Source organism: Streptomyces lycii (genome assembly GCF_009735685.1).
GTDB lineage: Bacteria > Actinomycetota > Actinomycetes > Streptomycetales > Streptomycetaceae > Streptomyces > Streptomyces lycii.
This window is the reverse complement of record NZ_WHPN01000004.1, coordinates 1-26347: the sequence shown is the minus strand read 5'-3', so window position 1 is coordinate 26347 and position 26347 is coordinate 1. Positions and strand designations below refer to the sequence as shown.

At 73.7% G+C, this 26347-nt stretch carries 19 protein-coding genes; 7 read left to right on the top strand and 12 right to left on the bottom strand.

The features are described from left to right. Positions 1-2024: glycoside hydrolase family 31 protein (locus tag GCU69_RS00200; protein ID WP_156204793.1), on the bottom strand; the 2024-nt coding region annotated here is incomplete at its 3' end. Positions 2025-2277: 253 nt separating this feature from the next. Beyond that, positions 2278-3300 carry a LacI family DNA-binding transcriptional regulator gene (locus GCU69_RS00195; protein WP_156204792.1) on the bottom strand — a complete coding sequence of 341 codons (1023 nt, stop codon included), beginning with the start codon at positions 3298-3300 and terminating at the stop codon, positions 2278-2280. A 384-nt stretch (positions 3301-3684) separates the two neighbouring features. Between GCU69_RS00195 and GCU69_RS00190 the strand changes: the two genes are divergently transcribed. Continuing rightward, positions 3685-5640 (top strand): acyl-CoA dehydrogenase family protein, encoded by a 1956-nt coding sequence (locus tag GCU69_RS00190; RefSeq protein WP_156204791.1) that lies wholly within the window; start codon positions 3685-3687, stop codon positions 5638-5640. A gap of 83 nt (positions 5641-5723) precedes the next feature. On the opposite strand, the gene GCU69_RS00185 is transcribed toward GCU69_RS00190, so the two are convergent. The 9 genes from GCU69_RS00185 to GCU69_RS00145 form a co-directional block, all read right to left on the bottom strand. Beyond that, positions 5724-6350, bottom strand: coding sequence for a GTP-binding protein (locus GCU69_RS00185; RefSeq protein WP_098749824.1), 627 nt, complete (start codon positions 6348-6350; stop codon positions 5724-5726). Further along, positions 6331-6714 (bottom strand): DUF742 domain-containing protein, encoded by a 384-nt coding sequence (locus tag GCU69_RS00180; RefSeq protein ID WP_408055737.1) that lies wholly within the window; start codon positions 6712-6714, stop codon positions 6331-6333. The genes GCU69_RS00185 and GCU69_RS00180 overlap by 20 nt, the downstream gene beginning before the upstream one ends. Next, positions 6711-7142: a roadblock/LC7 domain-containing protein gene (locus GCU69_RS00175; protein ID WP_098749826.1), complete on the bottom strand. Its 432-nt coding sequence runs from the start codon at positions 7140-7142 to the stop codon at positions 6711-6713. The genes GCU69_RS00180 and GCU69_RS00175 overlap by 4 nt, the downstream gene beginning before the upstream one ends. Further along, positions 7139-9709: a sensor histidine kinase gene (locus GCU69_RS00170; RefSeq protein ID WP_170315741.1), complete on the bottom strand. Its 2571-nt coding sequence runs from the start codon at positions 9707-9709 to the stop codon at positions 7139-7141. The genes GCU69_RS00175 and GCU69_RS00170 overlap by 4 nt, the downstream gene beginning before the upstream one ends. Positions 9710-10023: 314 nt before the next feature. Further along, positions 10024-12318 (bottom strand): 2-dehydropantoate 2-reductase, encoded by a 2295-nt coding sequence (locus GCU69_RS00165; protein ID WP_156204789.1) that lies wholly within the window; start codon positions 12316-12318, stop codon positions 10024-10026. Between the two features lie 390 nt (positions 12319-12708). Beyond that, positions 12709-13611, bottom strand: a complete 903-nt coding sequence (locus GCU69_RS00160; protein ID WP_176604491.1) for an SDR family NAD(P)-dependent oxidoreductase — start codon at positions 13609-13611, stop codon at positions 12709-12711. Then, positions 13611-14918: an MFS transporter gene (locus GCU69_RS00155; protein WP_098749830.1), complete on the bottom strand. Its 1308-nt coding sequence runs from the start codon at positions 14916-14918 to the stop codon at positions 13611-13613. The genes GCU69_RS00160 and GCU69_RS00155 overlap by 1 nt, the downstream gene beginning before the upstream one ends. Then, on the bottom strand, positions 14915-15847 hold the full coding sequence (locus GCU69_RS00150) for a polysaccharide deacetylase family protein (protein WP_098749831.1): 933 nt from the start codon (positions 15845-15847) through the stop codon (positions 14915-14917). The genes GCU69_RS00155 and GCU69_RS00150 overlap by 4 nt, the downstream gene beginning before the upstream one ends. Positions 15848-15977: 130 nt before the next feature. Then, positions 15978-16976 (bottom strand): Lrp/AsnC family transcriptional regulator, encoded by a 999-nt coding sequence (locus GCU69_RS00145; protein ID WP_156204788.1) that lies wholly within the window; start codon positions 16974-16976, stop codon positions 15978-15980. 236 nt (positions 16977-17212) lie between these two features. Here GCU69_RS00145 and dxr point away from each other — a divergent pair, with 236 nt between their 5' ends. From dxr to GCU69_RS00115, 6 genes are all read left to right on the top strand, one after another. Beyond that, positions 17213-18466, top strand: a complete 1254-nt coding sequence (gene dxr / locus GCU69_RS00140; RefSeq protein ID WP_098749833.1) for a 1-deoxy-D-xylulose-5-phosphate reductoisomerase — start codon at positions 17213-17215, stop codon at positions 18464-18466. Further along, complete coding sequence (locus tag GCU69_RS00135; RefSeq protein ID WP_098749834.1) at positions 18463-19764, top strand: M50 family metallopeptidase; 1302 nt, start codon at positions 18463-18465, stop codon at positions 19762-19764. Before dxr ends, GCU69_RS00135 begins: the two co-directional genes overlap by 4 nt. 316 nt (positions 19765-20080) lie before the next feature. Further along, a complete protein-coding gene (gene ispG, locus GCU69_RS00130) occupies positions 20081-21238 on the top strand; it encodes a flavodoxin-dependent (E)-4-hydroxy-3-methylbut-2-enyl-diphosphate synthase (protein ID WP_098749835.1) in 1158 nt (385 codons plus the stop codon). Positions 21239-21420: 182 nt separating this feature from the next. Further along, the gene (locus GCU69_RS00125) at positions 21421-22266 is read left to right on the top strand and encodes a GNAT family N-acetyltransferase (protein ID WP_098749836.1); all 846 of its coding nucleotides are present in this window, start codon (positions 21421-21423) and stop codon (positions 22264-22266) included. A 39-nt stretch (positions 22267-22305) separates the two neighbouring features. Then, positions 22306-22839: a GNAT family N-acetyltransferase gene (locus GCU69_RS00120; protein ID WP_098749847.1), complete on the top strand. Its 534-nt coding sequence runs from the start codon at positions 22306-22308 to the stop codon at positions 22837-22839. A 71-nt stretch (positions 22840-22910) separates the two neighbouring features. Beyond that, the gene (locus GCU69_RS00115; RefSeq protein ID WP_098749837.1) at positions 22911-24605 is read left to right on the top strand and encodes a proline--tRNA ligase; all 1695 of its coding nucleotides are present in this window, start codon (positions 22911-22913) and stop codon (positions 24603-24605) included. A 773-nt stretch (positions 24606-25378) separates the two neighbouring features. Here the strand turns inward: GCU69_RS00115 and GCU69_RS00110 are convergent. Then, positions 25379-26320, bottom strand: coding sequence for an aminoglycoside phosphotransferase family protein (locus GCU69_RS00110; protein ID WP_098749838.1), 942 nt, complete (start codon positions 26318-26320; stop codon positions 25379-25381). Positions 26321-26347: the final 27 nt, after the last annotated feature.

Here is a 26347-nt window from a genome sequence, read left to right as displayed (position 1 = left end):
CGGGTCAGCGCCGCGCCCTCGCGCAGGAACAGCGGAATGCGCTCCAGCGGGGCGCTCACCGTCACCTCCGCGCCCCCGGCGTACTCCTCGCCCGTCCAGGCGTCCGTCCAGCGGGCCCCGGCCGGCAGGTACACCGCCCGTTCCCTCGCGCCCGCCTCCAGGACCGGCGCCACCAGCAGCTCCGGGCCGAACAGATAGGCGTCCGCCACGGTCCAGGCGGCCGGGTCGGCGGGGAACTCCAGGAACAGCGGCCGCATGGGCGGCAGCCCCTCCTCGTGGGCGGCGCGCATCTGCGCCAGCACATACGGCTTGAGGCGCTCCCGCAGCCGCAGGTACGAGGCGAGCACGGGCTCGGCCTCCGCGCCGTAGGACCAGACCTCGTTCGGGCCGCCCGTCATGTCCGGGCCCAGCGGCATGCCCGGGTCGCGGAAGCCGTGCAGCCGCATCAGCGGTGACAGCGCGCCGAACTGGAACCAGCGGATCAGCACCTCCCGGTACGCCGGGTCGTCCGGGTCGCCGCCGTGGAAACCGCCGATGTCGGTGTTCCACCAGGGGATGCCGGAGAGCGCGACGTTGAGCCCCGCCGCGATCTGCCGGCGCAGGGTCGCGAAGTCGGTGCCGATGTCGCCGGACCACAGGGCGGCGCCGTACCGCTGGCTGCCCGCCCAGGCCGAGCGGTTGAGCGTGACCACGTCCGGCTCGCCGGCGGCCGTCAGCCCCTCGTGGAACGCCCGGGCGTTCTCCCGCGGATAGAGATTTCCGACCTCCAGGCCGGGGCCCGCGTGATAGCGGAGGTTCGCCGGGAAGCCCGGCTTCAGCTCGGGCTCGCAGGCGTCCAGCCAGAAGGCCCGGATGCCGTACGGCTCCAGGTAGTTCTCCCGGATCCGCTCGAACAGGTAGGCGCGGGCCCCGGGGTGCGTCGCGTCGTAGAAGGCCACGTGGACCACCTCGGCGACGCCCTTGTCCGGCCAGTCCGCGTGGGCGAGCGGCCCGTACTCGGTGCCGATGAGGAAGCCGCGCTGCTCCAGGGGCCCGTGGTTCTCGCTGAGCGGTGAGACCGACGGCCAGACGGACACCACCAGTTCGATGCCGAGTTCCCGCAGCTCCCGCACCATCGCGGCGGGATCGGGCCACTCGGCGGGGTCGAACTTCCAGTCGCCCAGCTGGGTCCAGTGGAAGAAGTCGCAGACGATCGCGTCGATCGGCAGCCCGCGCCGCTTGTACGCGCGGGCGACCTCCAGCAGCTCCTCCTGGGTGCGGTAGCGCAGCTTGCACTGCCAGAATCCGGCGGCCCACTCCGGCAGCATCGGGGTGCGGCCGGTCACCGCGGTGTACCGGCGCTGCGCGTCGGCCGGGCTCCCCGCGGTGATCCAGTAGTCGATCTGCCGGGCGCTGTCGGCGACCCAGCGGGTACCGTTGGCGGCCAGCTCCACGCGGCCGATCGCCGGGCTGTTCCACAGCAGGGTGTAGCCGCGGCTGGAGGTCAGCACCGGAATGCCGACCTCGGCGTTGCGCTGCACCAGGTCGACGACGGCGCCCTTCTGGTCCAGCAGGCCGTGCTGGTGCTGGCCCAGGCCGTACAGCCGCTCGTCGTCGTAGGCGCGGAAGCGCTGCTCCAGCCGGTGGTAGCCGTTGCCGGTCGCGGTGTGCAGCCGGGCGCCGGGCCACCAGAAGTGCGCCCGCTCCTCGGCCAGCAGCTCCGTACCGGAGTCGGTGCGCAGAAAGCGGATCAGGCCGTCGGCGGACACCTCGGCGGTGACGGCACCGTTCACCAGCAGGCCGCGGCCCTCCTCGGTCTTGACCGCCGAAGCCGACGGCGGCGGGGCGTCGAGCAGGGCCCCGGGGAGGTCCGGCAGGACCGGCCCGCCGAGCCGTGCCCGGACCCGGATCCCGTCCGGCCCCCACGGCTCCAGCCGTACGGTCTCCTGCCGCCCCGACCACTCCAGCGCGCCGCCGTCCTCGCGGAACGTGCCGGTGGTGGGGGAGGACTGGGCGAGCGAGACGGACTGCGGCGACTGCTTCACGGGGGGCTCCTCGGGACGGCGGGGCGTGAACGGCGGACGCGGTGCGTGACGGGGGACGCGGTGCTCGGCGGCGGACACGGTGCTTGACGGCGGACACGGTGCTTGACGGCGGTGCGTGACGGCGGACGCGGGGGCGCCGGCGGCCGTCACGCGCGGGCGCACCGGGCCGGGCCGCGGCGCGGTCCGGTGCCGAAGAGGGAGCTGCCGGGGGAGAGCGGGCGGGCGGGGACGGGAGAGCGGGCTGCGGCCGGGGTCAGCCGGTGACGGGGGCGGGACCCGAGCTGGCGCGGACGGTCAGCTCCGGCGGCAGCAGCGTCACCTGCCGCGTGCCGTCGTCGTCCCGGCCGTCGAGCTTGGCCATGACGAGCTCGACCGCACGGCGCCCCATCTCCTGCGCGGGAATCGCGACCGAGGTGAGCCGCACCGCGGCCTGCGCGGCGACCTGGTCGGGGCAGATCGCGACCACCGAGACGTCCTCGGGCACGGCCCGTCCCTGCTGCCGCAGCAGGGACAGCAGCGGATCGATCGCCGCCTCGTTCTGCACGACGAAACCGGTGGTGCCGGGGCGTTCGTCGAAGATCCGGGCGAGCGTGCCGGCCATCGACTCGTAACTGCCCTCGCAGGGCCGGTGCAGGGTGCGCAGGCCCAGTTCGCGGGCGCGCCGGTGCAGGCCGTCGCGGGTGCGTTCGGCGAAGCCGGTGTGCCGCTCGTAGACGGCCGCGGCCTCGCCGACCACGGCGATCTCCCGGTGTCCGTGCCCGGCCAGATGCTCGGCGCAGAGCGCCCCGGTGGCGGCGAAGTCCAGGTCCACGCAGGTGAGTCCGGTGGTGTCGGCGGGCAGCCCGATCAGCACCGCGGGGCGTCCGGTCTCGCGGATCAGCGGCAGCCGGGCGTCCAGCAGTTCCACGTCCATCAGGATCATGGCGTCGGCGAGTCCGCTGCCCACCACCCGGCGGACCGCGGCGGGCCCCTCCTCGCCGGTGAGCAGGAGGACGTCGTGGCCGTGCGCGCGGGCGGTGGTGGCCACGGCGATGGCGATCTCCATCATCACCGGTACGTACATGTCGGTCCGCAGCGGCATCATCAGCGCGATGATGTTCGACCGGCTGCTGGCCAGCGCGCGGGCGCCCGCGTTGGGGTGGTAGCCGAGCTCCTTGATGCTGCGCTCGACCCGGTCCCGGGTGCCGCTGGAGATCGAACGCTTGCCGCTGAGGACATAACTCACCGTGCTGGCGGAGACCCCGGCGTGCCGGGCGACCTCGGCGAGTGTGACCATGCAGGCTCCAAAGCGCGGAACGGACGGCTGAAACGGCGGCCCGGCTGGGCGGTGAAGCGCTTCGACGCCTTTCGGTTACGAGGCGCGATCCTGGCCGGTATCGACAGTAGACCGGCGGAGGATAGCTGTCCAGAGGCGTTGTCGAAGCGCTTCAACATACCGCTTCGCGCGAGCCCGGCCGTGCAGCGACGGGCCGCGCCGTGCGGGAGCGCGTCCCGGGGGTGTCCGCGGCGGCGTGTGCGGGCAGTCTGGTACGAGCCGAGCGGATCGGGTACATACGCACAAGTAGCACTCCCGGGTAACCCGATCGGCCCCGCTGCTCCCCGGGCCGGCCGGCGGACCGGGACCGGCAGGCTGTCCCCACTCGCGGCGAGGTGAGCGCTCATGACCGCCCCATCGGCCCGTCCCACCGTCTCCGAGCGTGAAGCGCGCGAGGTCGCCGAGGCGGCACGGGAACAGGACTGGCGCAAGCCGAGCTTCGCCAAGGAGCTGTTCCTCGGCCGGTTCCGGCTGGACCTGATCCACCCGCACCCCCGGCCCTCCGGCGAAGAGTCCCGGCGCGGCGAGGAGTTCCTCGCCCGGCTCCGCGCCTTCTGCGCGACGAAGGTCGACGGAGCGAGGATCGAGCGCGAGGCCCGCATCCCCGACGAGACGATCGCGGGACTGAAGGAACTCGGCGCGCTCGGCATGAAGATCGACCCCGAGTACGGCGGTCTCGGACTGTCCCAGGTCTACTACAACAAGGCCCTGGCGCTCGTCGGTTCGGCCAGCCCGGCCATCGGCGCGCTGCTCTCCGCGCACCAGTCCATCGGCGTACCCCAGCCGCTGAAGATGTTCGGCACCCCGGAGCAGAAGGAGGCCTTCCTGCCGCGCTGCGCGCGCACCGACATCAGCGCCTTCCTGCTCACCGAGCCGGACGTCGGCTCGGACCCGGCGCGGCTCGCGACCACCGCGGTGCCCGACGGCGACCACTACGTCCTCGACGGGGTCAAGCTGTGGACGACCAACGGCGTTGTCGCGGACCTGCTCGTCGTCATGGCCCGGGTGCCCGCCTCCGAGGGCCACAAGGGCGGCATCACGGCCTTCGTGGTCGAGGCGGACTCGGAGGGCATCACGGTGGAGAACCGCAACGCCTTCATGGGCCTGCGCGGCCTGGAGAACGGCGTCACCCGCTTCCACCGGGTCCGGGTCCCCGCCGCCCACCGCATCGGCCCCGAGGGCGCCGGGCTCAAGATCGCGCTGTCCACGCTGAACACGGGCCGGCTCTCGCTGCCCGCGATGTGCGTCGGCGCGGGCAAATGGTGTCTGAAGATCGCCCGGGAATGGTCCGGGGCCCGCGAACAGTGGGGCAGGCCGGTCGGGAAGCACGAGGCGGTCGGCTCCAAGATCTCGTTCATGGCCGCCACCACCTTCGCCCTGGAGGCGGTGCTGGACCTGGCCGGGAGGATGGCCGACGAGGACCGCAACGACATCCGTATCGAGGCGGCGCTGGCCAAGCTCTACGGCAGCGAGATGGCCTGGCTGATCGCGGACGAGCTGGTGCAGATCCGCGGCGGCCGGGGATTCGAGACGGCCGACTCCCTCGCCGCCCGCGGCGAACGCGCCGTACCGGCCGAGCAGATGCTGCGCGACCTGCGCATCAACCGGATCTTCGAGGGCTCCACGGAGATCATGCACCTGCTGATCGCCCGGGAGGCGGTCGACGCCCACCTGTCCGTCGCCGGTGACCTGATCGACCCGGAGAAGTCGCTGCCGGACAAGGCGCGCGCGGGTGCCAGGGCCGGCGGCTTCTACGCCCGCTGGCTGCCGAAGCTCGTCACGGGGCCCGGGCGGGTACCGGGCGCGTACGGCGAGTTCCGGCCCGCCGGCCACCCCGATCTCTCCGTACACCTGCGCTACGTCGAGCGCTCCGCCCGCAAGCTGGCCCGGTCCACCTTCTACGCCATGTCGCGCTGGCAGGGCCGGATGGAGACCAAGCAGAACTTCCTCGGCCGGATCGTCGACATCGGAGCGGAGCTGTTCGCGATGAGCGCCGCCTGTGTGCGCGCCGAGATGCTGCGCGACGAGGGCGGCCACGGCCGGGAGGCGTACCAACTGGCCGACGCCTTCTGCCGGCAGGCCCGGCTCCGGGTCGAGGAGCTGTACGGCAGGCTGTGGAGCAACACCGACAGCCTCGACCACAAGGTGGTCCGGGGCGTCCTCGCCGGGACGTACACCTGGCTGGAGGACGGCGTCCTCGACCCGAGTGGCGAGGGCCCCTGGATCGCCGACGCGGCCCCGGGCCCCGCGACCCGGCCCGACGTCCACCGCACCGTGCCCGGGGGCGGCCCGGAGGACTGACGCGGGACCCGCGAGAGCGGCGGGACCCCGGCCGGGGCGGCCGGGGTCCCGCGGAAGTGACCGGGCGCGTGCCCGGGCGCCGGTCAGGCCGAGTCGCGGACCGCCTCGTCCTCGCCGGCCGCGGCCCGCTCCATCAGATGGTCGACCAGGGCGAGCAGCAGGTCCCGGGCGGCGTCCTGGCGCCGTACATCGCCCATGACCAGCGGCACGGCCGGGTCCAGGTCGAGAGCCTCCCGGACCTCGGCCTCCGTGCGGTCGCGGTGCCCGTGGAAGCAGTTGACGCCCACCACGAACGGCACGCCGCGGTTCTCGAAGAAGTCGATCGACGCGAAGCTGACCTCCAGCCGCCGGGTGTCGACCAGGACGACCGCCCCGAGCGCGCCCTGCACCAGGTCGTTCCACATGAACCAGAAGCGCTCCTGGCCGGGCGTGCCGAACAGGTACACCACCAGCTCCGGGCTGATCGTGATCCGCCCGAAGTCCAGCGCCACCGTGGTGGTTTCCTTGCCCGCCAGCCCCTCGATGTCGTCGACGCCCGCGCTGGCCCGGGTCAGATACTCCTCCGTCCGTACCGGCGCGACCTCGCTGACAGCGCCGACCAGGGTCGTCTTGCCGACGCCGAAGCCCCCCGCGACGAGGAACTTGACGGCCTCGGGCGCCGGCCCGGGCCGGTCCGGTCTCTTTGCGTGCTCAGAGTCTCTGGAGCCCATCCCTCACCGCCTGCAGAAGAGTCGTGTTCAGTCCGCCCTGGTCGGCCGGCCGCGGGGCCCGGACCTTCACCCTGCCCAGTGAGATCAGGTCGTCGATCAGGATTTTCGTCACCGAGACGGGCAGGTCCAGCGTCGCGGCGATCTCCGCGAGGGCGGCCGGAGTCCGGCACCGGTCGAGGATCGCCCGGTGCTCCGGCTCCAGCCGCCCCGCGGCGGGCAGCTCGTCGTCGTCCACCGTGGCGACCATGGTGATGAGCGTCAGGTCGTCACGTTCGGGCACCGTCCGGCCGCGGGTGATCGTGTACGGCCGGATGAGCGTCTGTTCCGCGTCGTCCGGCTCCATCCCGTCGGTCCAGTGGCTCACCCAGAACTACCCCCGTCGGTGCCGCCGTCGGCCCGGGGTTCGGTGCCCAGCTTCTTCCCCACCTGCTGGACGAGGGTGTACATCGCGACCGACATCAGCTCGGCGTCGACCTCCTGCGAGGCGATCACCGCCAGATGGGTCCCCCGGCCCGCCGAGATGATGAACAGCCAGAGGTCCGCCAGCTCCACGACGATCTGCCGCACCGCGCCGCCGTCGAACAGCTCGTCCACCCCGCGGGCCAGGCTCTGCTGGCCGGTGGCCACGGCCGCGAGCCGCTCGGCGTCGGTGCGGTCGATGGTGCCCGACTGGCTGACGACCATCCCGTCGTCGGACAGGATGATCGCGTGCCGGGTGCCCGCCACCTGTTCGACGAGGCCGTCCAACAGCCAGTCCAGATCCTGATCGGTTGCCGTGGTGCGCTGTGTCATGACCCGTCTTCCCTCGTTGTGTTGCTGCGCTCCGGCGTGACGGCGCCGGAAGCGGTTCGGTTCTCCGGCGCGTCGGGCTGCCGGACCCTGCGGGACTGCCGCTGGAACGCGCCGAGCGCGGCGCCGGACCGGCGCGGGGCGGGATGCGGCTGCGGCGCGTCGTCCTCCGCGGGCCGTCCGGGCGGCCGGCGGAGCTCGGCCGTCAGGCTCGCCTGCCGGACCCGTTTCGGCAGCGGAGAGGTGGCCCGGGTCTGTTCCGGTGCCGCAGTGCCGTCCCCGGGCCCGCCGAATCCGGCGGTGACGGCCTCCAGGGCCTTGCCGCGGGCGCGGCTCGGCAGCCCCGCCGGGGCACCGTCCGCACCGGGGCCGCCGGCCCCGCCGCGGGCCGGTCCGGACCCTGCGGCCCAGGCCGGCGCCCGGCGGCCACCGTGCTCGTGGTCACCGGCCGGCTGCCCCGCGGGCTCTCCCGCTCCCCCGGCCTCCTCCCGTTCCCGCTCCGGGGCGCCCCCGTCCGTCCGTATGCCGTCCGTCCTTATGCCGTTCCCGTCGTCGCCGGTGTGCTCCGTACCGGACTGCTCCGTACCGGACTGCTCCGCGGTACGGGCCTCCAGGTGCGCGTCGCCGCGCCGGGTGCCGGGCAGCGGGCTCTCCCCGGTGCCGGCGTCCGCGTCCTCCGGCGGGCCGGCGACCAGTTCGGCCGGGACCATCACGATGACGCGGGTGCCGCCGAACACCGAGGGCCGGAAGTCGACCGTCAGGCCCAGCCCGTCGGCGAGCCGGGAGACGACGTACAGGCCCAGCCGGGCGTCGTCGGCCCGGGAGATCATGTCGATCCTCGGCGGATCGGTCATGACCTGGTTGATCCGCTCGTACTCCTCCTGCTCCATGCCGAGGCCCCGGTCCTCGATCTCCACGACGAGACCGCGCCCCACCAGCCCGGCACGGGCCTCCACGGGGTTCGGCGGCTTGGAGAACGCGGTGGCGTTCTCCATCAGCTCGGCCAGGATGTGCGTCACGGGACCGACGGCCCGTTCCGCCAGCCACGGGCGGCCCTGGACCTCGATCTGGATGCGGCGGTAGTCCTGCACCTCGCCGAGCGCGGCCCGCAGCACGTCGACCACCCGGACCGGCTTGCGCCAGCGGCGCTGCGGCTGGCCGCCGCCGAGGATGACCAGGTTCTCCTCGTAACGGCGCAGCCGCGCGGTCAGATGGTCGAGGTCGAAGAGCCCGTTCAGCACCTCGGGGTTCTCGTGGCGGCGCTCCATCTCGTCCAGCTTCTTGAGCTGGAGGCCGATCAGCAGCTGGGTGCGGCGGGCGATGCGCTGGAGCAGGCGCTGGAAACCGCGGTGCTGCTCGGTCTCGCGCACGGCCGTCTCGACGGCGCTGCGCCGGGCGAGGTTCAGCGCCTGGCCGAGCCGGCCCAGTTCGTCGTCGCCGTGCCGGATCTCGCGCACCTCGGCGTCGATGTCGACGACCTCGCCGCGCTGCAACCGCTCCACCACCTCGGGGAGTTCCTTCTCCAGCCGCTCCGCCTCGTCGCGCAGCGCGAGGATCCGCCGCCGCAGGCTGGTGGCGAGCCGCACGCTGAGAATGATGACGATCACGACGGCTCCGAGGCCGACGGCGCTGGAGACCACCATGCGCACGAGCAGCGCCCGCACCGAGTCCCCGGCCGCCGTCGAGAAGTCCGCCGCGCGGTGGTCGACCAGTTCGACGATGTGCGGCTGCAGCTCCTCCACGGCCTGCCGCCACTGGCTCGCCTCGCGCGGCAGGGCGTCGGCGTCGTGCGGATGGGACTGCAGCAGGGTCTGCTCCACCACCGTCTTGGTCCGCCAGGGGCTGCTGGTCACCAGCTGCTGGTACAGCTCCCGGTCGTCCTCCGGGAGCTGCGGCTCCACCCTGCTGGTGAGCAGGAACTCCTGGGTGCCGATCCACTCGCCGAGGTTCGAGCGCTCCTGCTTCTTGATCCGGTCCGCCGCCCAGCCGCGGGCCAGGACGGCGTCCTCCCGGGCGAGCATCTCCTCGGCCCACAGCAGGTCGGCCAGCGGCCGGGCCTTGACGGTCACCTCGCCGTCGTCGACATTGCCGAGCGCCTCGACGAGACGCAGATCGCTGTCGATCAGCATGGTGAACGACTCGAACACGACGTTCTGGGTGGTGGACTCGTCGTCGGTGTTGGCGCGGATGCCCGGCAGCAGGCCGAGGTTTTCGCGGGCCGTGCCCAGCGCCTCGCGCAGCTCCGTGTGCAGTTCCGTGCCGCCGCCCCCGGTCCCGGCCCGGAAGGCGCGTACGGCCCGGTCCGTCCGTCCCCGCTGCGCGTGCAGGGCGGCCGGCGAGGTGTTGGCGTTGGCCAGCACCTCGGCCGACAGCCGCCGTTCCTCCTGCAGATTGAGCGCGACGTCGCGCGCCAGCGGGATGCCCCGGGCGGCGAGATCGGCGTGCTGGTCCTGCTCGCGCCAGTCGACGGCGAGCTGGGCCGTGCTGACGCCCCAGAGCGCGGCGAGGGCCAGACTGGGGATCACCGCCAGCACGAGCAGGATCATCCGCAGGGAGCCGAGTCGCGGCACGTCCGTCCCGGTCCGCCTCCGGCTCAACCCGCGTATACGCAGAGCCATTTCACCCCAGTTGATGTAACGGTGGTGTTTCGCCGCAGGTGGGGGGCGGCGCGTGGATGAGGTGATGTTAGTTGCGTGATGTACCGATAGGAATACGGACGCACGTACCGGAATTTCGGTGATCCGATCGTGATGCAGGCCGCTGTCGTGCCGCACCCCGTTCGTTCCCTGCTGGGCGATGTGTCCGGCCGTTCCGCACCGCCTTCCGCGCACTGTCCGGTTGCCCGCGGGCCGCGGCGCCGCCGACGGCGCCGCGGCCCTCTCCGTCAGGCCGCGGCGAACGCCGCCAGCACGCCCGCGGCCAGTGCCGCCCGTTCGGGCATCGCCGGGACCAGGGCGTACTCCGTACGGGCATGGGCCCCGGCGCCCACCGCGCCCAGCCCGTCGAGGACCGGGACACCCGCGTCGAGGACGAAGTTCCCGTCGCTCGCGCCGCCCACCGACGTCTCCCGGAGGGCGACGCCCAGCGGAGCGGCGCAGTCCCGGGCCAGCTCGAACAACCGCCCCACCGCGGGCGTGCGTTCGAACACGGGCCGGTTCCAGCCGCCGTCCACCGCGACCGACGTGCCCGGGGTCACCGGGCGCGACGCGGCCAGGGCCGCCTCGATCCGGGCGCGCTCGGCGGAGTTCGCCACCCGTACGTCGAACTCGGCGGACGCCCGGCCCGCGGTCACGTTGCTGCGCGTACCGCCGCGCACCACACCGACGTTGACGGAGGTCCCCGCGTCCAGGTCGCTGAGGCCGTGCAGGAACAGCACCTGCCGCGCCAGCTCCTCGACGGCGCTCGCCCCGGCGGCCGGGTCGAGCCCCGCGTGCGCCTCCTCACCGGTCACGGTCAGCGTGAACAGGCCGACACCCTTGCGTGCCGTCTTCAGCGCACCGTCGGCGCTCGCCTCGAAGACCAGCGCGGCGCGGGACGCCCCGGCCTCCCGCCGCACGACCGCGCTGGACGCCAGGCTGCCCGTCTCCTCGTCGCCGTTGAGCAGCAGGGTGCACGCGGGCCGGGGCAGCCCGAGCGCGTCGAGCGCCCGCAGCGCCCACACCGCCTGTACGAGCCCGGCCTTCATGTCGAACACACCGGGCCCGGTGACCCGGTCGCCGTCCTGCCGGAAGGGCCACTCGGCCAGTGTCCCGGTCGGCCAGACCGTGTCGTAGTGGGCCAGCAGCAGCACGGGCCGGGCGGCCGGATCCGCCCCGCCGGCGGGCCCGTAGCGGCGGACGAGGACGTCCCCGGCGTCCTCGCGGGGCAGCAGTTCCTCGCTGTCCGGGCGGCCCAGTGACCTGTCCAGCAGACCGCGCAGCCACCGCAGGCAGTGGCCGAGCGCCGCGGGGTCGTCGCTGGAGCTCTCGACGGAGGTGTACGCCGCCAGGTCGGCCACCATGTCCGCCCGGTGCGCCTCGAGCCAGGCCCGCACCGACCGGGCCTGCTCGGGGGTGAGCGCGGGGGCGGCAGGAAGGTCGTCGGTGCGGGGCTCAGCCCCGGCCGGGCCGACCGCCGGGGCCGCGGGCGGGCCCGCCGTACGGGCGGCACCGGCTGCCGAGGTCTCCGCGAGCCGGTCCAGTGCGTCCAGCCGGGACTCGGACATCCCCGACGGGTCCCGCTCCAGTTCGCGCAGGCCGCTCAGCACGGCGCGCAGCACCGGGGTCGCGAGGCCCGCCCGCTCCGCCTCGGTGAAGACGGTCGCGTAGTGCGTGGTCACCTCGACCGGGCGGCGCCGGACGGCGAGGTCGCGCCAGATGCCGCTGCGGTCCTTGGGCATGGTGCGCAGCCAGGCGGTGAGCCGGTCCGCGGCCGCGTCGCGCCCCGCGGCCGGCGCGGAACGGCAGAACGGGGCGGGGTCGAAGGCGTCGAACGGCTCCAGGCCGACGCCGAGCGCCGCCGCCACCTCGAACACCTCGGCGGCCAGGGCGTACATGGCCGGCCGGTGGCGGTCTATCAGTTCGGCCATCGGGGCGTCGGCCAGGGCGGTTGCGGCGAGCATGGCCCCGAAGCCCGCCTTGGCCCACAGATGGCCCTCGACGTTGTCGCTCGCCTCGGCCGGTCCCCAGGACCGCAGATCGGCCACCAGTTGGCGGACCCGCCCGGACACCGGGGCGCCGCCGGGCTCACCGATGACCAGCGCGCCCTCCCCGCCGTCCCGGATCACGCCCGGCCCGGTCACGTCGGCGAAGATGTTGACGAACGCCGCGACCGTGCGCTCCGCCCCGATGTGCTCGGCGATGAGCGGCTCGTTGAACCCGTTCTGCACCGAGACGACCCAGCCGTCCGCGGCCAGCCGTGGCGCGAGCCAGCGCATCGCGGCCCCGGTCGCCTGGGCCTTCACCGCGAGCAGCACCCGGCGCGGCGGCGGACCGTCGTACTCCTCGGGAGTCGCGGACTCCACGGCCACGGCGGTCCGCCCGCCCTCCCCTTCCCGGACCAGCCCGTGCGCGCGGATCGCCGCCACATGCTCCGGGTCGGCGTCGATCACCCGTACGGGGAGACCCGCGCGGGCGAGGGCGAAGGCGAGGGTGCCGCCGATGGCACCGCCGCCGACGACGGTGTACGGATCGCTGCTCATGGGGGGTTCCTTCCGGCGGCGGACGGGCCGCCGCGATCGCGGAGAGAGGGAATCGCGGGGAGAGGGAGTCACGGAGAGAGGAATCGCGGGGAATCGTGGGAAGCAGGGGAGAGAGGGGCGGAAGCCGGGAGGAGTGAGGAAACGCCGCGGGAGGAGCATCGGGACCGTGCCGCGGGCGGGCCGTGCCGGGCCGGGGCGCGACGGCGCCCGTCCGTCCCGTGCCGCGGCGCGGGTGGTCCGGCCGGTGCCGGGGTACGGCCCGCGCCACCCGTAATCCAGACGGGAACGGGAACCGGCGGCACGGGAACCGGCGGCACGGGAGTCAGCGGTACGGGAGGCAGTAGTACCGGACCTCGCGGAGGACACCGGCCGCGTACGGGCCCGGAGCCGTCAGCGCCCGCCGGTGCCGCCGGACCCGCCCGCAGCGGAGGAACCGCCGACGGCCCCGGAGCCACCCGAGCCGCCCGTCCCGTCCGAGCCGCCCGTCCCGTCCGAGCCGCCCGTCCCGCCCGGGCCCCCGGCACCCGGCGGATCCGCGTCCCCCGGCGGCCACAGCCGCGGCAGCTGGCCGGCGCCCGCGCTCGAACCGCCGTCCACCCGCAGCACCTCGCCCGTGATCCACCCGGCGTCCGGGCCCGCGATCCAGCACACCGCGCGGGCGATGTCGGCCGGGGTGCCGGGCCGCCCCAGCGGGTTGCCGGACACGGCGGCCGCGTACTCCCCGGACACCGGGTTGCAGCTGCTGCCGACGGCCACGAAGCCCGGGCTGACCGCGTTGACCCGGAAGCCGCACGGCCCGAGTTCGAGGGCCGCGGCGCGGGTGGCCATCTCCAGGGCGGCCTTGGACGCGGCGTACGGGCCGCCGCCGGGGCGGGCCCGCAGCGCGGCACCGGAGGAGATGTTGACGACGCAGCCGCCCCGGTCGTCCGCCGCGGCCCGCCGGGCGAGCGCGGCGGTGGCCAGCACCGGAGCCCGTACGTTGAGCCCGAGGACCCGGTCCCAGTCCTCGGCGGTGACCTCGGCCATGTCCAGCGAGGGGTAGATGCCCGCCGCGTTGACCAGCACGTCCACCGGGCCCTGCGCGGTCCACGCCCGCCGCACGGCGCTCTCCGGCCCGTCCGGCGCACCGAGGTCCACCCGCAGGGCGCGGGCGCCCAGCCGGTCCGCGACGGCCGTCAGCCCCGGACCGTCGACGTCCACCAGCGTGAGCGCCGCGGCCCCGCGGGCGGCGAACTCCTCGGCGACCGCGCGCCCGATGCCGCTCGCCGCGCCGGTGACCACGATGTGCGCCATCAGTCGATCTCCTTGTCCTTGGTCTCCGGCATCGTCAGGTAGACGAGCAGGGAGACGAGGGCCGCGCCGGAGACGTACATCCACAGCAGATCCCGGTGGCCTGCCTCGTTGAGCCAGGTCGTGATGTATGGCGCGGTGCCGCCGAAGACGGCCACCGCGAGCGCGTACGGCAGTGCGATGCCGGTCGCGCGGACCTCCGGCGGGAACTGCTCCGCCATGATCACCGCGCAGTTGGCCGAGTAGCCCAGGATCAGCAGCATCCCGGTCAGCTGCACCGCGAAGACGCTGAGGAAGCTGGACCCCATCAGGTGCAGCAGCGGCCAGGCCAGCAGCACGAACCCGCCGGCGAACGCGCCCAGCGTCGGCTTGCGGCCGATCCGGTCCGACAGCAGTCCCGCGAAGGGCAGCAGCACCACGAAGACGACCAGGCAGATGGTCTGCGAGAGCAGCGCCTGGTTGAGCGGGATGCCGGTCGTCAGATTGGCGTACGTGGGCAGGTAGTTGACCCAGATGTAGTACGTCAGGGTGCCCGCGACCGTGATGCCCGCGACCCGCAGGGCCGCGCCCGGGTGCTCGACGAACATGGCCCGCAGCGGATTGCTCCGCGTCCGGCCGCCGGCGCTGGCCTCGGTGAACGCCTCGGTGTCCTCGACGGAGACCCGCAGCCACAGCCCCACCAGGCCGAGCAGCGCCCCGATCAGGAATGCCAGCCGCCAGCCCCAGGAGTGCAGGGCGTCGTCGTCCAGCGCGGAGGTGAGGACCGTGCCCAGCAGCGAGGCGATGAGCACACCGCCGCCGACCGACACCTGCTGCCAGGAGCCCGCGAACGCGCGCCGCCCGCGGGCGGCGGACTCCACGAGGAAGGCGGAGGACGACCCGAACTCGCCGCCCGCCGAGAAACCCTGGAGCAGCCGGGCGACCAGCAGGACCAGCGGGGCCGCGATGCCGATCGCCTCGTACCCCGGGGTCAGGGCGATGACGAAGCCCGCGCCGGCCATCAGGCCCACGGTGAGGGTGAGGCCCTTCTTCCGGCCGTGCCGGTCGGCGTACGCGCCGAGCACGGCGGCGCCGATGGGCCGCATGACGAAGCCCACCGCGAAGACGGCGAGGGTGGAGAGGAGCGCCACGGCGCCCTCGCTCCTCGGGAAGAACTCATCAGCGATGATCTTCACGAAGATGCCGTAGAGCGCCCAGTCCACCCACTCGACGGTGTTGCCGATGGTGCCCGCGACGATGGCCTTGCGCTGGCGCCGGTTCAGCTTGTGCGAGGGGGCGGCGGGGGCGGCGGCTGCCGGTTCCGTGGTCATGAGCGCTCCTCGGGGGAGTGGGGGCGCAGCTGCGCGCGGGCGGCGTCGGCCAGGCCGGAGTGGGTGGTGAACCACACGCCGGGATGGGCCGAGATGTGATCGAGCAGTTCCCGCAGCACGACCAGCCGCGAGCGGTGGCCGATCACGTGCGGGTGCAGCGTCAGCTGGAAGACGCCGCCGTCGCGGTACGCCGCGTCGAACTCGTCCGTCCAGATCTCCAGGACGTCGCGCGGCCTGGTGTGGGGGCGGACCGAGCCGTAGCGGTCCATCGTGAAGTAGGGGGCGTCGTCGCGGATCCAGTCCACCGGGATCTCCACCAGCCCGGTGCGCGTCCCCCGGGCCAGCACCTCGTACGGCTCGTCGTCGGCCATCAGCGAGGAGTCGTAGGAGAAGCCGAGGCCGAGGACGGTCTCCAGGGTGGAGTCGGAGAAGTCCCAGGAGGGGGTGCGGATTCCGGTGGGCCGGGTGCCGGTGAGCGAGGCGAGGGTGTCCAGGGAGCGGGCGATCAGGTCCCGCTCGTCGTCCCGGCCCAGCAGCGTGTTGCGTTCGTGGATCCAGCCGTGCACGCCGATCTCGTGGCCGTCGCTCGCGTAGGCGCGGGCCTCGGCGGGATGCAGGAGCGCGGAGACGGCCGGCATGAAGAAGGTGGCGGGGACCCCGTGGTGCTCCAGCAGTTCCAGGATCCGCGGCGCGCCCGTGCGGGCGCCGTACTCGCCCTGCGCCAGCCGGCCCGGGCTGGTCTCCGCGTCCCGCAGCGGGATCGTCTCGTGGTCCGGATCGAAGGACAGGGCCACGGCCGCGCGGGCGCCGCCGGGCCAGCGGTCGGGCACCAGGCGCTGCCCGGCGCGGACCGCGTCGACGTGGCCGCGCCAGACGTGTTCCGGCCACTGCCACGGCTCGCGGGCCGTGGTCGCGTCGTCAGGCGTCATGGGATCTCCCGGGGACGGGCATGCCGGAGGGCATGCGGATGCGGAGCGGGGCGGTATGGCGGTATGGCGGGATGTGGCAAGGGCGGGTGGTCGTGTGCCGGGGGCGCGGGCGCGCGTCCGCGCCCCTCGCTCAGCGGAACCGGTCCAGCCGGGTCCACGCCCCCTTGAGCGTGAGCAGGTGCAGCGTGATGTCCGAGGCGCCCAGCCCCGGGAGGCTGCCGATGACCTCGTCGGTGTAGCGGAACAGATCGGACTTGCGGGGCAGGACCATGTGGCCCACCAGGTTGAACCGCCCGGTCGCGGCGGCCAGGAACTTCGTCCCCGGGTGCGCGGCGAGCCGGCGGCCCGCCTCGGACAGCCGGGCGGGATCGATCGAGAGCCACACCATGAACTCGGCGTCGAAGCCCAGCAGCGCCGGCTCGATCAGGGTCCGGAACCCGAGCCGGCCCTTGGAGACCAGCCGGTCCAGGGCCCGGCCGACCCCCGCCTCGCTGCGGCCCAGCGTCCGCGCCATGGCCGTGACCGGCAGCCTGCCGTCCCGGGAGAGTTCCCGGACGACGGCGCTCTCCAGCTCCGACAGCTCCCTCGGCTCGGTCTCCCGCGCCCCGCGCCCGGCCGCGCGCGCCGGGCGGAGATCCGCCACGGCCTCGGGCGGCAGCAGCCCGGTGTCCCAGTCGGCGGCGGTGGTGAAGGTCCGGATGACCGCGACGCTCTCGGTGCTCGTGATCAGGTCGGCGCCCGGCAGGTCCGTGAAGAGCAGGCGCAGCAGCTGGTCGCGGTCCCGGGTCACGAAGTCCACGATCAGGTCGGCGGTCCCGGTGACGATGGCCAGGAAACGGGCCTCCGGGCACTCGGCCAGCAGCTCCGCCAGCTCACGGCCCTTGCCCGGCTTGGCCTGTATCCGCACGAGCATGGAGGAGCCCGCGTCGGACCGGTCCAGGTCGAGCGCGCCCACGACGCTCAGCAGGCCGCGCTCGCGCAGGGCCGTGTACCGGCGCTGCACCGTGGTCTCCCCGGCGCCCGCCCAGCGTGCGACCGCGCTCCACGGCGCGCGGCCGTTGAGCTGCAGTGCCGCGATGACACGACGGTCGAGGTCGTCGATCGTCTCCGGGGCGGGACGGGAAATCATGCGGCGGACGCTATGCCGCACCTCCCGTACCGTCAATGACGGAATCCTGCACAGCGAGGACGCCCGAGTAGCCGAATTCCCCGAATCATCGGCCACCGACCGGTGAAAAATGCAGCGTGCGGCAGGTGGCCGGATCTGGTCCGTGCGCGCCGGATTTCGCCGCCCGGCGCGGGAAATCCGTCCCCGCGGGGCCCCGGTGGTCCGGTGGCCGGGGGCCGTACGGCGACAATGGGGGGATGACGGACTCTCTCGCCCACCCGCAGCTGTCGTTCCCCGCGGCCACCGCCGCGACCGGAGGACCGCGGGACATCGTGATTCTCGGCTCGACCGGCTCGATCGGCACCCAGGCCATCGACGTGGTGCTGCGCAACCCGGACCGCTTCCGGGTCACCGGTCTGTCCGCCGCCGGCGGCCGGGTGGCGCTGCTCGCCGAGCAGGCCCGGCAGTTGCGGGTCCGTACGGTCGCGATCGCCCGCGAGGACGCCGTACCCGCGCTGCGCGAGGCGCTGTCCGCCGAGTACGGCCGGGAGCCGCTGCCCGCGATCCTGGCCGGTCCGGACGCGGCCACCGAGCTGGCGGCGGGCGAATGCCACACCGTGCTCAACGGCATCACCGGCTCGATCGGGCTCGCCCCCACCCTCGCCGCGCTCGAGGCGGGCCGGATGCTGGCGCTCGCCAACAAGGAGTCGCTGATCGTCGGCGGGCCGCTGGTGAAGGCCGTCGCCAAGCCGGGCCAGATCATCCCGGTCGACTCCGAGCACTCCGCGCTGTTCCAGGCGCTGGCCGGGGGCAGCCGGGCCGAGGTGCGCAAGCTGGTGGTCACCGCCTCCGGCGGCCCGTTCCGCGGCCGTACGAAGCCGGAGCTGGCCGACGTCACCCCCAAGCAGGCCATGGCCCACCCCACCTGGGACATGGGCCCGGTGATCACCATCAACTCCGCGACCCTGGTCAACAAGGGCCTGGAGGTGATCGAGGCGCATCTGCTCTACGACATTCCGTTCGACCGCATTGAGGTGGTCGTCCACCCGCAGTCGTATGTCCACTCGATGGTGGAGTTCATCGACGGCTCGACACTCCTTCAGGCGAGCCCGCCCGACATGCGCATGCCGATCGCCCTGGGCATCGGCTGGCCCGAACGCGTGCCCGAAGCGGCCCCCGCCTTCGACTGGAGCCGCGCCGCCACCTGGGAGTTCTTCCCGCTCGACAACGAGGCCTTCCCGTCCGTCGAGCTGGCCCGGCACGTCGGGGACCTCGGCGGCACCGCACCGGCCGTCTTCAACGCGGCCAACGAGGAGTGCGTCGACGCCTTCCTGCGGGGCCGGCTGCCGTTCAATGGCATCGTGGACACCGTCGCCGCGGTGGTCGAGGAGCACGGAGCCCCCGGCCCGGGAACCTCCCTCACCCCGGCGGACGTCCTGGAAGCGGAGAACTGGGCGCGCACCCGCGCCCGGCAGACGGCGGCGAAGGCAACGGCGGAGGCTCGCGCATGACGACACTGATGACGGTCCTCGGCATAGCCGTCTTCGTGATCGGCCTGCTGTTCTCGATCGCGTGGCACGAACTCGGGCACCTGTCGACGGCCAAGCTCTTCGGCGTGCGCGTACCGCAGTACATGGTCGGCTTCGGCCCGACGATCTTCTCCCGCAGGAAGGGCGAGACGGAGTACGGCATCAAGGCCATCCCGTTCGGCGGCTACATCCGCATGATCGGGATGTTCCCGCCCGGCGACGACGGCAAGCTCCAGGCCCGCTCGACCTCCCCCTTCCGCGGCATGATCGAGGACGCCCGGGCGGCCGCCTTCGAGGAGCTCCGGCCGGGCGACGAGAAGCGCCTCTTCTACACGCGCAAGCCGTGGCAGCGCGTGATCGTGATGTTCGCCGGGCCGTTCATGAACCTGGTCCTCGCCGTGGTGATCTTCATGGGCGTCCTGATGTCCTTCGGCATCAACACCCAGACCACCACCGTCAGCACCGTCTCCGACTGCGTGATCTCGCAGAGCGAGAACCGCGACACCTGTGAGAAGGGCGACCGCCCGTCCCCGGCGAAGGCGGCCGGCCTCCAGCCCGCCGACAAGATCGTCGCCTTCGACGGCAGGCCCATCGAGGAGTGGTCGGTCCTCCAGAAGGAGATCCGCGACACCACCGGCAGCGCCACCATCACCGTCGAGCGCGAGGGCGAGCTGAAGACCCTGGAGGCCGACCTCGTCGCGAACAAGCTCGTCAAGTACGACGACCAGGGCCGGGTCGTCGACGGCGAGTACGTCACGGCGGGCTTCCTCGGCTTCAGCCCCGCCACCGGCGTCGTACCGCAGACCTTCGGCCAGTCCGTGGAGCGCATGGGCGGCATGGTCACCTCCGGCGTCCAGGCGCTGATAGACCTGCCGTCGAAGGTCCCCGCCCTGTGGGACGCCACCTTCGGGGACGGCGAACGGGAGCCGGACTCGCCCATGGGCGTGGTCGGCGCCGCCCGGGTCGGCGGAGAGGTCTTCAACCTCGACATCCCGCCGCAGCAGCAGGTCGCGACCATGCTCTTCCTGGTGGCGGGCTTCAATCTGTCGCTGTTCCTCTTCAACATGCTGCCGCTGCTGCCGCTCGACGGCGGGCACATCGCGGGGGCGCTGTGGGAATCCCTGCGGCGGCACGCGGCCAGGCTGTTCCGGCGGCCGGACCCCGGCCCGTTCGACGTCGCCAAGCTGATGCCCGTCGCCTATGTCGTGGCCGGCATCTTCATCTGCTTCACCCTGCTGGTGCTGATGGCCGACCTGGTCAATCCGGTACGGATCTCCTGACCGGACGGACCGGACGGACCGGACGGACCGGACGGACCGGACGGACCTGAGGGGCCGGACGGACCCGGCGGCCGGTGACGGCCGGGGGCACACCGCTCCCGGCCGTCCCCGTCGTCCGTCCGTGTCCTGCCCGGGCGTCCCCGCGGGCGCCCGGGCAGGCGCCCCGGCAGGCGCCCCGGCAGGCGCCCCGGCAGGCGCCCCGGCAGGCGCCCCGGGCGGAGGGGCCTGGCGGGCGCGGCCCTCCGCGTGCCGTAATCTCGGTAGCCGGAGCCCGCCGAGTCCCGGGCCTGGAGCCACACGTTGGGGTAGCACGCAGATGACTGCGATTTCGCTGGGAATGCCGTCCGTTCCGATCAAGCTCGCGGAGCGGCGGAAGAGCCGGAAGATCCATGTCGGGTCGGTTCCGGTGGGCGGTGACGCGCCGGTTTCGGTGCAGTCCATGACGACGACGCAGACCGCTGACATCGGTGCGACGCTGCAGCAGATCGCGGAGCTGACCGCGTCCGGGTGCCAGATCGTCCGGGTCGCCTGCCCGACGCAGGACGACGCGGACGCGCTGCCGGTGATCGCGAGGAAGTCCGGCATCCCGGTGATCGCCGACATCCACTTCCAGCCGAAGTACGTGTTCGCGGCCATCGACGCCGGCTGCGCGGCGGTCCGGGTGAACCCGGGCAACATCCGCCAGTTCGACGACAAGGTCAAGGAGATCGCGAAGGCGGCCTCCGACGCGGGCACCCCGATCCGTATCGGCGTGAACGCCGGCTCGCTCGACAAGCGGCTGCTGGCGAAGTACGGCAGGGCCACGCCGGAGGCCCTCGTGGAGTCGGCGCTGTGGGAGTGCTCGCTCTTCGAGGAGCACGGCTTCCGGGACATCAAGATCTCGGTGAAGCACAACGACCCGGTGGTCATGGTCAACGCCTACCGGCAGCTGGCCGAGCAGTGCGACTACCCGCTGCACCTCGGCGTGACGGAGGCCGGTCCGGCGTTCCAGGGCACCATCAAGTCCGCCGTCGCCTTCGGCGCGCTGCTGAGCGAGGGCATCGGCGACACCATCCGGGTCTCCCTGTCCGCGCCGCCGGTGGAGGAGATCAAGGTCGGCGCCCAGATCCTGGAGTCCCTGGGGCTGCGGGAGCGGGGCCTGGAGATCGTCTCCTGCCCGTCCTGCGGACGGGCGCAGGTGGACGTGTACAAGCTCGCGGAGGAGGTCACCGCCGGCCTGGAGGGCATGGAGGTGCCGCTGCGGGTGGCCGTCATGGGCTGCGTCGTCAACGGTCCCGGCGAGGCCCGGGAGGCCGACCTGGGCGTGGCCTCGGGCAACGGCAAGGGGCAGATCTTCGTCAAGGGCGAGGTCATCCGCACGGTCCCGGAGTCCAAGATCGTGGAGACCCTCATCGACGAGGCCATGAAGATCGCCGAGCAGATGGAGAAGGACGGCGTCGCCTCCGGCGAGCCCGTCGTCACCGCCGCCGGCTAGCAGTGCCCGCCGCACCGCGCCCCGGCTGTCCGGACCTCCGGCGGCCGGGGCGCGGTGCCGTTCCGGGCGGGCTCGGTGAGCTGTGAACAGGAGAGGTACAGTGCGGCTGGGGCCGGGGCGCGGTCGGCGCACGCGTGGCCGGCCCCGGAACGAACGAGCGGCAGACGGTGAGGCCCCGACACGTGTTGACTCAGCCGACCACCAGGGTCCTCGAGCCCCGCGAGCTCGACGCGGCCCGCGCGGTCCTGGACCGTGACCCGGTCACCAACGCCTTCGTGGCCGCGCGCGTCCGGGCCGCGGGGCTCGACCCGTGGCGGCTCGGCGGCGAGATGTGGGGCTGGTACGCCGACGGGCGGCTGGAGTCCCTCTGCTACGCCGGGGCCAACCTGGTGCCGGTCGAGGCCGGCCCGGAGGCCGTCCACGCGTTCGCCGACCGCGCCCGGCGCAGCGGCCGCCGCTGTTCCTCGATCGTCGGCCCCGCCGACTCCACCGCGCTCCTGTGGTCCCTGCTCGAACCGAGCTGGGGACCGGCCCGGGAGGTCCGCCGGCGGCAGCCGCTGATGGTCACCTCGGCGCTGCCCTCCGGCGTGCGTCCCGATCCGCTCGTGCGGCGCGTCCGCAAGGACGAGATGGACGTGATCATGCCGGCCTGCGTGTCGATGTTCACCGAGGAGGTCGGCGTCTCACCGCTCGCGGGCGACGGCGGGCTGCTCTACCAGGCCCGGGTCGCCGAGCTGGTCGGGTCCGGCCGTGCCTTCGCCCGGATCGAGAACGGCCGGGTGGTGTTCAAGGCGGAGATCGGCGCGGCCACCGCTCTGGCGTGCCAGATCCAGGGCGTCTGGGTCGACCCCGAATACCGGGGCCGCGGCCTGTCCGAGACCGGCATGGCGGCCGTCCTGCGCTACGCCCTCGCCGATGTCGCGCCCGTGGCCAGCCTGTACGTCAACGACTTCAACACCGCCGCCCGCGCCGCGTACCGCAGGGTCGGCTTCCGGGAGACCGGCACCTTCATGAGCGTCCTGTTTTGAGTAGGATCCCCGTCCATGGGTGCCGCCACCGGTGCCGCCATGGATGACGTCGTGGTCGGCCCGCTCGACCTGGCCGCGCGGGTGGACGACGCGCTCGCCGTGCAGGCCGTCGCGTTCGGGCTCAGCGACGAGGAGGTCGGCGTCCGCCGGCACATCGTGCTGCGCCACCTGACCCAGCCCGGCGCCCGCGCGCTGGGCGCCACCACCCCCTCCGGCCGGCTCGTCGGCTTCGTCTACGGCATGCCGAACGACCGGGCCCAGTGGTGGTCGTCGGTCGTCGAACCCTATCTGCGCCGCGAGGGCCGGGAGGGCTGGCTCGACGACGCGTTCGCCGTGACCGAGCTGCACGTCCTCCCCGCCGACCAGGGCCGCGGCATCGGCCGCAGGCTGATCACCCTGCTCACGGACGGCGCCGACGAGCCGCGCAGCATCCTCTCCGCCATCGACACCGAGAGCCCGGCCCGCGCCCTCTACCGCTCGCTGGGCTACCGCGACCTGGCGCGCCCCGTGCACTTCCCGAGCGCTCCCAGCCCGTACGCCGTGATGGGCGCCCCGCTGCCGCTCCTCCGGTAACGGTTAACGGCCCGGCCCGTACGGGCGATAGCCTCTGCGCAACCGCACTTTTCCACGCAGGAGAGAACCCCATGGTCCAGCGCATGTCCCGGATGATGCTCAAGACACTGCGCGACGACCCGGCCGATGCCGAGACCACCAGCCACAAGCTGCTGGTCCGCGCCGGGTACGTACGCCGCACGTCCGCCGGAATCTGGACCTGGCTGCCGCTGGGCAAGAAGGTGCTGGAGAACGTCTCGCGGGTCGTCCGCGAGGAGATGGACGCCATCGGCGGCCAGGAGGTGCTGCTCCCCGCGCTGCTGCCGAAGGAGCCGTATGAGGCCACCGGCCGCTGGGAGGAGTACGGCGACCTGCTGTTCCGCCTCAAGGACCGCAAGGGCGCCGACTATCTCCTGGGCCCCACCCACGAGGAGATCTTCACCCTCACCGTGAAGGACCAGTGCACGTCCTACAAGGACCTGCCGGTGATCCTCTACCAGATCCAGACCAAGTACCGCGACGAGGCCCGGCCGCGCTCCGGTGTGCTGCGCGGCCGCGAGTTCCAGATGAAGGACTCGTACTCCTTCGACGCCGACGACGAGGGGCTGGCCGAGTCCTACCGGCTGCACCGCGAGGCGTACACCCGGATCTTCGAGCGGCTCGGCCTGGACTACCGCATCGTCTCCGCCGTCTCCGGCGCGATGGGCGGCTCCGCCTCCGAGGAGTTCCTGGCCCCGGCCGGCGCGGGCGAGGACACCTTCGTCGACTGCCCGGCCTGCGACTACGCCGCCAATACCGAGGCCGTCACCGCGGTCGTCGAGCCCCCGGCGCCCGCCGAGCACCCGGCCGTCGAGGTGCTGGACACCCCGGACACCCCGACCATCGAGACGCTGGCCGAGTTCCTGGACGTGCCCGCGTCGGCGACCCTGAAGAACCTCCTCGTCAAGGTCGACGGCGAGATCACCGCCGTCGGTGTGCCCGGCGACCGCGAGGTGGACCTCGGCAAGCTCGGCGAGCACCTGGCCCCGGCCGAGGTCGAGCTGGTCACCGCGGAGGACTTCGCCGGCCGGCCCGACCTCGTCCGCGGCTACGTCGGCCCGCAGGACCTGGCCGGCAAGTCGTTCCGCTACCTCGCCGACCCGCGCGTCGCCCCCGGCACCAGCTGGATCACCGGCGCCAACCAGGACGGCAAGCACGCGAGGAACGTCGTCTGCGGCCGCGACTTCGAGGTCGACCAGTACCTCGACGTGGTCGTCGTCGAGCCCGGCGACCCCTGCCCGAAGTGCGGCACCGGCCTGGAGATCGGCCGCGCCATCGAGATCGGCCACATCTTCCAGCTCGGCCGCAAGTACGCCGACGCCTTCCAGCTCGACGTCCTCGGCCGCGAGGGCAAGCCCGTCCGGGTCACCATGGGCTCGTACGGCATCGGGGTCTCCCGCGCCGTCGCCGCGCTCGCCGAGCAGACGGCCGACGACAAGGGCCTGTGCTGGCCCGCCGGGATCGCCCCGGCCGACGTGCACGTCGTCGCCGCGGGCAAGGCCAAGCAGACGGAGCTGGCCCTGGAGGTCTCCGACAAGCTGCACGCGGCCGGGGTGCGGGTGCTGGTCGACGACCGCGCCGGGGTCTCGCCGGGCGTGAAGTTCACCGACGCCGAGCTGCTCGGCGTGCCGACGATCCTGGTCGCGGGCCGACGGGCCGGTGAGGGCGTCGTCGAGCTGAAGGACCGCCGGACGGGCGAGCGCGAGGAACTCCCGGTCGACGAGGCCCTGGCCCGCCTCACGAGCTGACGCCCACGCGGGCCCGCCCGCGGCTGCCGTCCGGGTACGTGACTGCTGTCCGGCTACGCGGCTGACGTCCGGGCCCGCCGAGACCTTCACCCGCGGCGCCCGGCGGACCCGCACCAGGTCCCGCCCGATCTCCCGCCGCCGCTGCCGTCCGGGTACGTGACTGCCGTCCGGACCCGCCCGGACGGCAGCGGACTGCCACGGGCGTGCGGCCTGTCGTCTGCGGGTGCCCGGGAGCGCGCCGGGCTTGCCGCGGCTGTCCGCAGTGCGGGGTCCGCCGCTGCCGTTCACGGGCGGGCGGCTGTCGTGGTCCGGGTGCGTCCGGCGGGCGGGTGTCCGCCACGGGCGGCGGTCGCCTGCGGGCGCCCGGAGCGCGGGCTCGCCGCGGCTGTCCGGAGTGCGGGGTCCGCCGCCGTTCACGGGCGGGCGGTCGGCTGTCGTGGTCCGGCGCCGGGTTCGGCCGGGCCCGGCGGGTGTCCGCCACGGGCGTTCGGGTGGGCCGTGGCTGCCGTCGTGCGCGCCTCGGCGCGTTTGTCCGGGGTGTGCGGACTCCGGGCGCTCGGGCGTCGAAGGTGCAGCGGGCGTGCGGGTTCGGGCGCGGACCCGGCGGGCTCGTGTCCCCGAGCGGCTCGCTCCGGGGGACGGGAGCGGGTGAGTGGGAGACACCGCGCGGAGCGCCGGAGACGGACGGCGGAGCACGGCCGCACACGCACGCCGCCCCCGGCGGGAAGGGGACGACCCGCACGAACCCCGGGCGCCCCGTGGCCCGGGGCCGGCTACAGCCAGCCCGCGAACTCCAGCAGCAGCTCGCCCTCCCGCGGACGGCCCGCCCGCAGCGACCGCACACCGGACTCCACCGCGCGGAACACGGTCCAGCCGCGCAGCCGCTCGGGGTCGACCTCCAGGGAGTCCGCCAGCTTCGTCACCCGCCGCCGTGCCGCCGCCGCACCCGCGGGGGACGCGACGAGGTCCTCCAGCCGGTCGCGGACCAGCCGCGCGAGGTCGTACGCCCGCTCGCCCACCAGCGGCTCCGGGCCGACGGCCAGCCACGGGGACCGTTCCCCGGACAGCACCTTCGCCTGCCGGAAGCGGCCGTGCAGCAGCACGGCCTCCGGGCTCTCGGCGGTCAGCTCCTCGCGCACCGCGGCCGCCGTCTCCAGCAGCGGCAGCAGATCCGCCGCCCAGGGCTCGCCGGCGGCCGAGCGCAGTGCGTCCGCCGTCCGCCCGGTGCGCTCCGCCACCGTTTCGAACGCGTGGTCGGCGCCGGGGTCCACCCACAGCCGCCGAGCCGTGCCGGCGGCCTCCAGCAGGGCCTTCGCCTCCGGCAGCGAACTCAGTGACACCTCGCCGTGCAGCCGTTCCAGGAGCAGCGCGCCCGCCTCCGGCGCGGCCTCGAGGACACGCGCCGCGCCCCAGCCGTCCCAGTGCTCCAGCGCCCGGCGTTCCGCCTCCGCCCCGTGTCCGGGCGGCACCAGCTTCAGGGCGGCGGGCGTCCCGTCGGCACGCCGTACGAGTACCAGCAGGCTGCTGCGCCCACCGGGCGTGTGCACCCGGTCCGGAGTGAGGTCCCAGCGCTCCGAGACGTCCCGGACCAGTGCGGGCAGCGACTCCAGCCAGGCCCGCCCGGCCGCGCCGGCACCGCGCTCGTCGAGCGCCTGCACGAGACGCCGCGGTGGTTCGAAGACGGCGTTGCCGCCGGGCCGTGCTGCGGAAGCCATCCCTGAGCTGTCCCTTTCCCTTGCTGT

Coding starts and splice junctions, on each gene's coding strand:
- GCU69_RS00195 (WP_156204792.1), bottom strand. CDS start 3,300: ATGGTCACACTCGCCGAGGTCGCCCGGCACGCCGGGGTCTCCGCCAGC.
- GCU69_RS00190 (WP_156204791.1), top strand. CDS start 3,685: ATGACCGCCCCATCGGCCCGTCCCACCGTCTCCGAGCGTGAAGCGCGC.
- GCU69_RS00185 (WP_098749824.1), bottom strand. CDS start 6,350: ATGGGCTCCAGAGACTCTGAGCACGCAAAGAGACCGGACCGGCCCGGG.
- GCU69_RS00175 (WP_098749826.1), bottom strand. CDS start 7,142: ATGACACAGCGCACCACGGCAACCGATCAGGATCTGGACTGGCTGTTG.
- GCU69_RS00165 (WP_156204789.1), bottom strand. CDS start 12,318: ATGAGCAGCGATCCGTACACCGTCGTCGGCGGCGGTGCCATCGGCGGC.
- GCU69_RS00160 (WP_176604491.1), bottom strand. CDS start 13,611: ATGGCGCACATCGTGGTCACCGGCGCGGCGAGCGGCATCGGGCGCGCG.
- GCU69_RS00155 (WP_098749830.1), bottom strand. CDS start 14,918: ATGACCACGGAACCGGCAGCCGCCGCCCCCGCCGCCCCCTCGCACAAG.
- GCU69_RS00150 (WP_098749831.1), bottom strand. CDS start 15,847: ATGACGCCTGACGACGCGACCACGGCCCGCGAGCCGTGGCAGTGGCCG.
- GCU69_RS00145 (WP_156204788.1), bottom strand. CDS start 16,976: ATGATTTCCCGTCCCGCCCCGGAGACGATCGACGACCTCGACCGTCGT.
- dxr (WP_098749833.1), top strand. CDS start 17,213: ATGACGGACTCTCTCGCCCACCCGCAGCTGTCGTTCCCCGCGGCCACC.
- GCU69_RS00135 (WP_098749834.1), top strand. CDS start 18,463: ATGACGACACTGATGACGGTCCTCGGCATAGCCGTCTTCGTGATCGGC.
- ispG (WP_098749835.1), top strand. CDS start 20,081: ATGACTGCGATTTCGCTGGGAATGCCGTCCGTTCCGATCAAGCTCGCG.
- GCU69_RS00120 (WP_098749847.1), top strand. CDS start 22,306: ATGGATGACGTCGTGGTCGGCCCGCTCGACCTGGCCGCGCGGGTGGAC.
- GCU69_RS00115 (WP_098749837.1), top strand. CDS start 22,911: ATGGTCCAGCGCATGTCCCGGATGATGCTCAAGACACTGCGCGACGAC.
- GCU69_RS00110 (WP_098749838.1), bottom strand. CDS start 26,320: ATGGCTTCCGCAGCACGGCCCGGCGGCAACGCCGTCTTCGAACCACCG.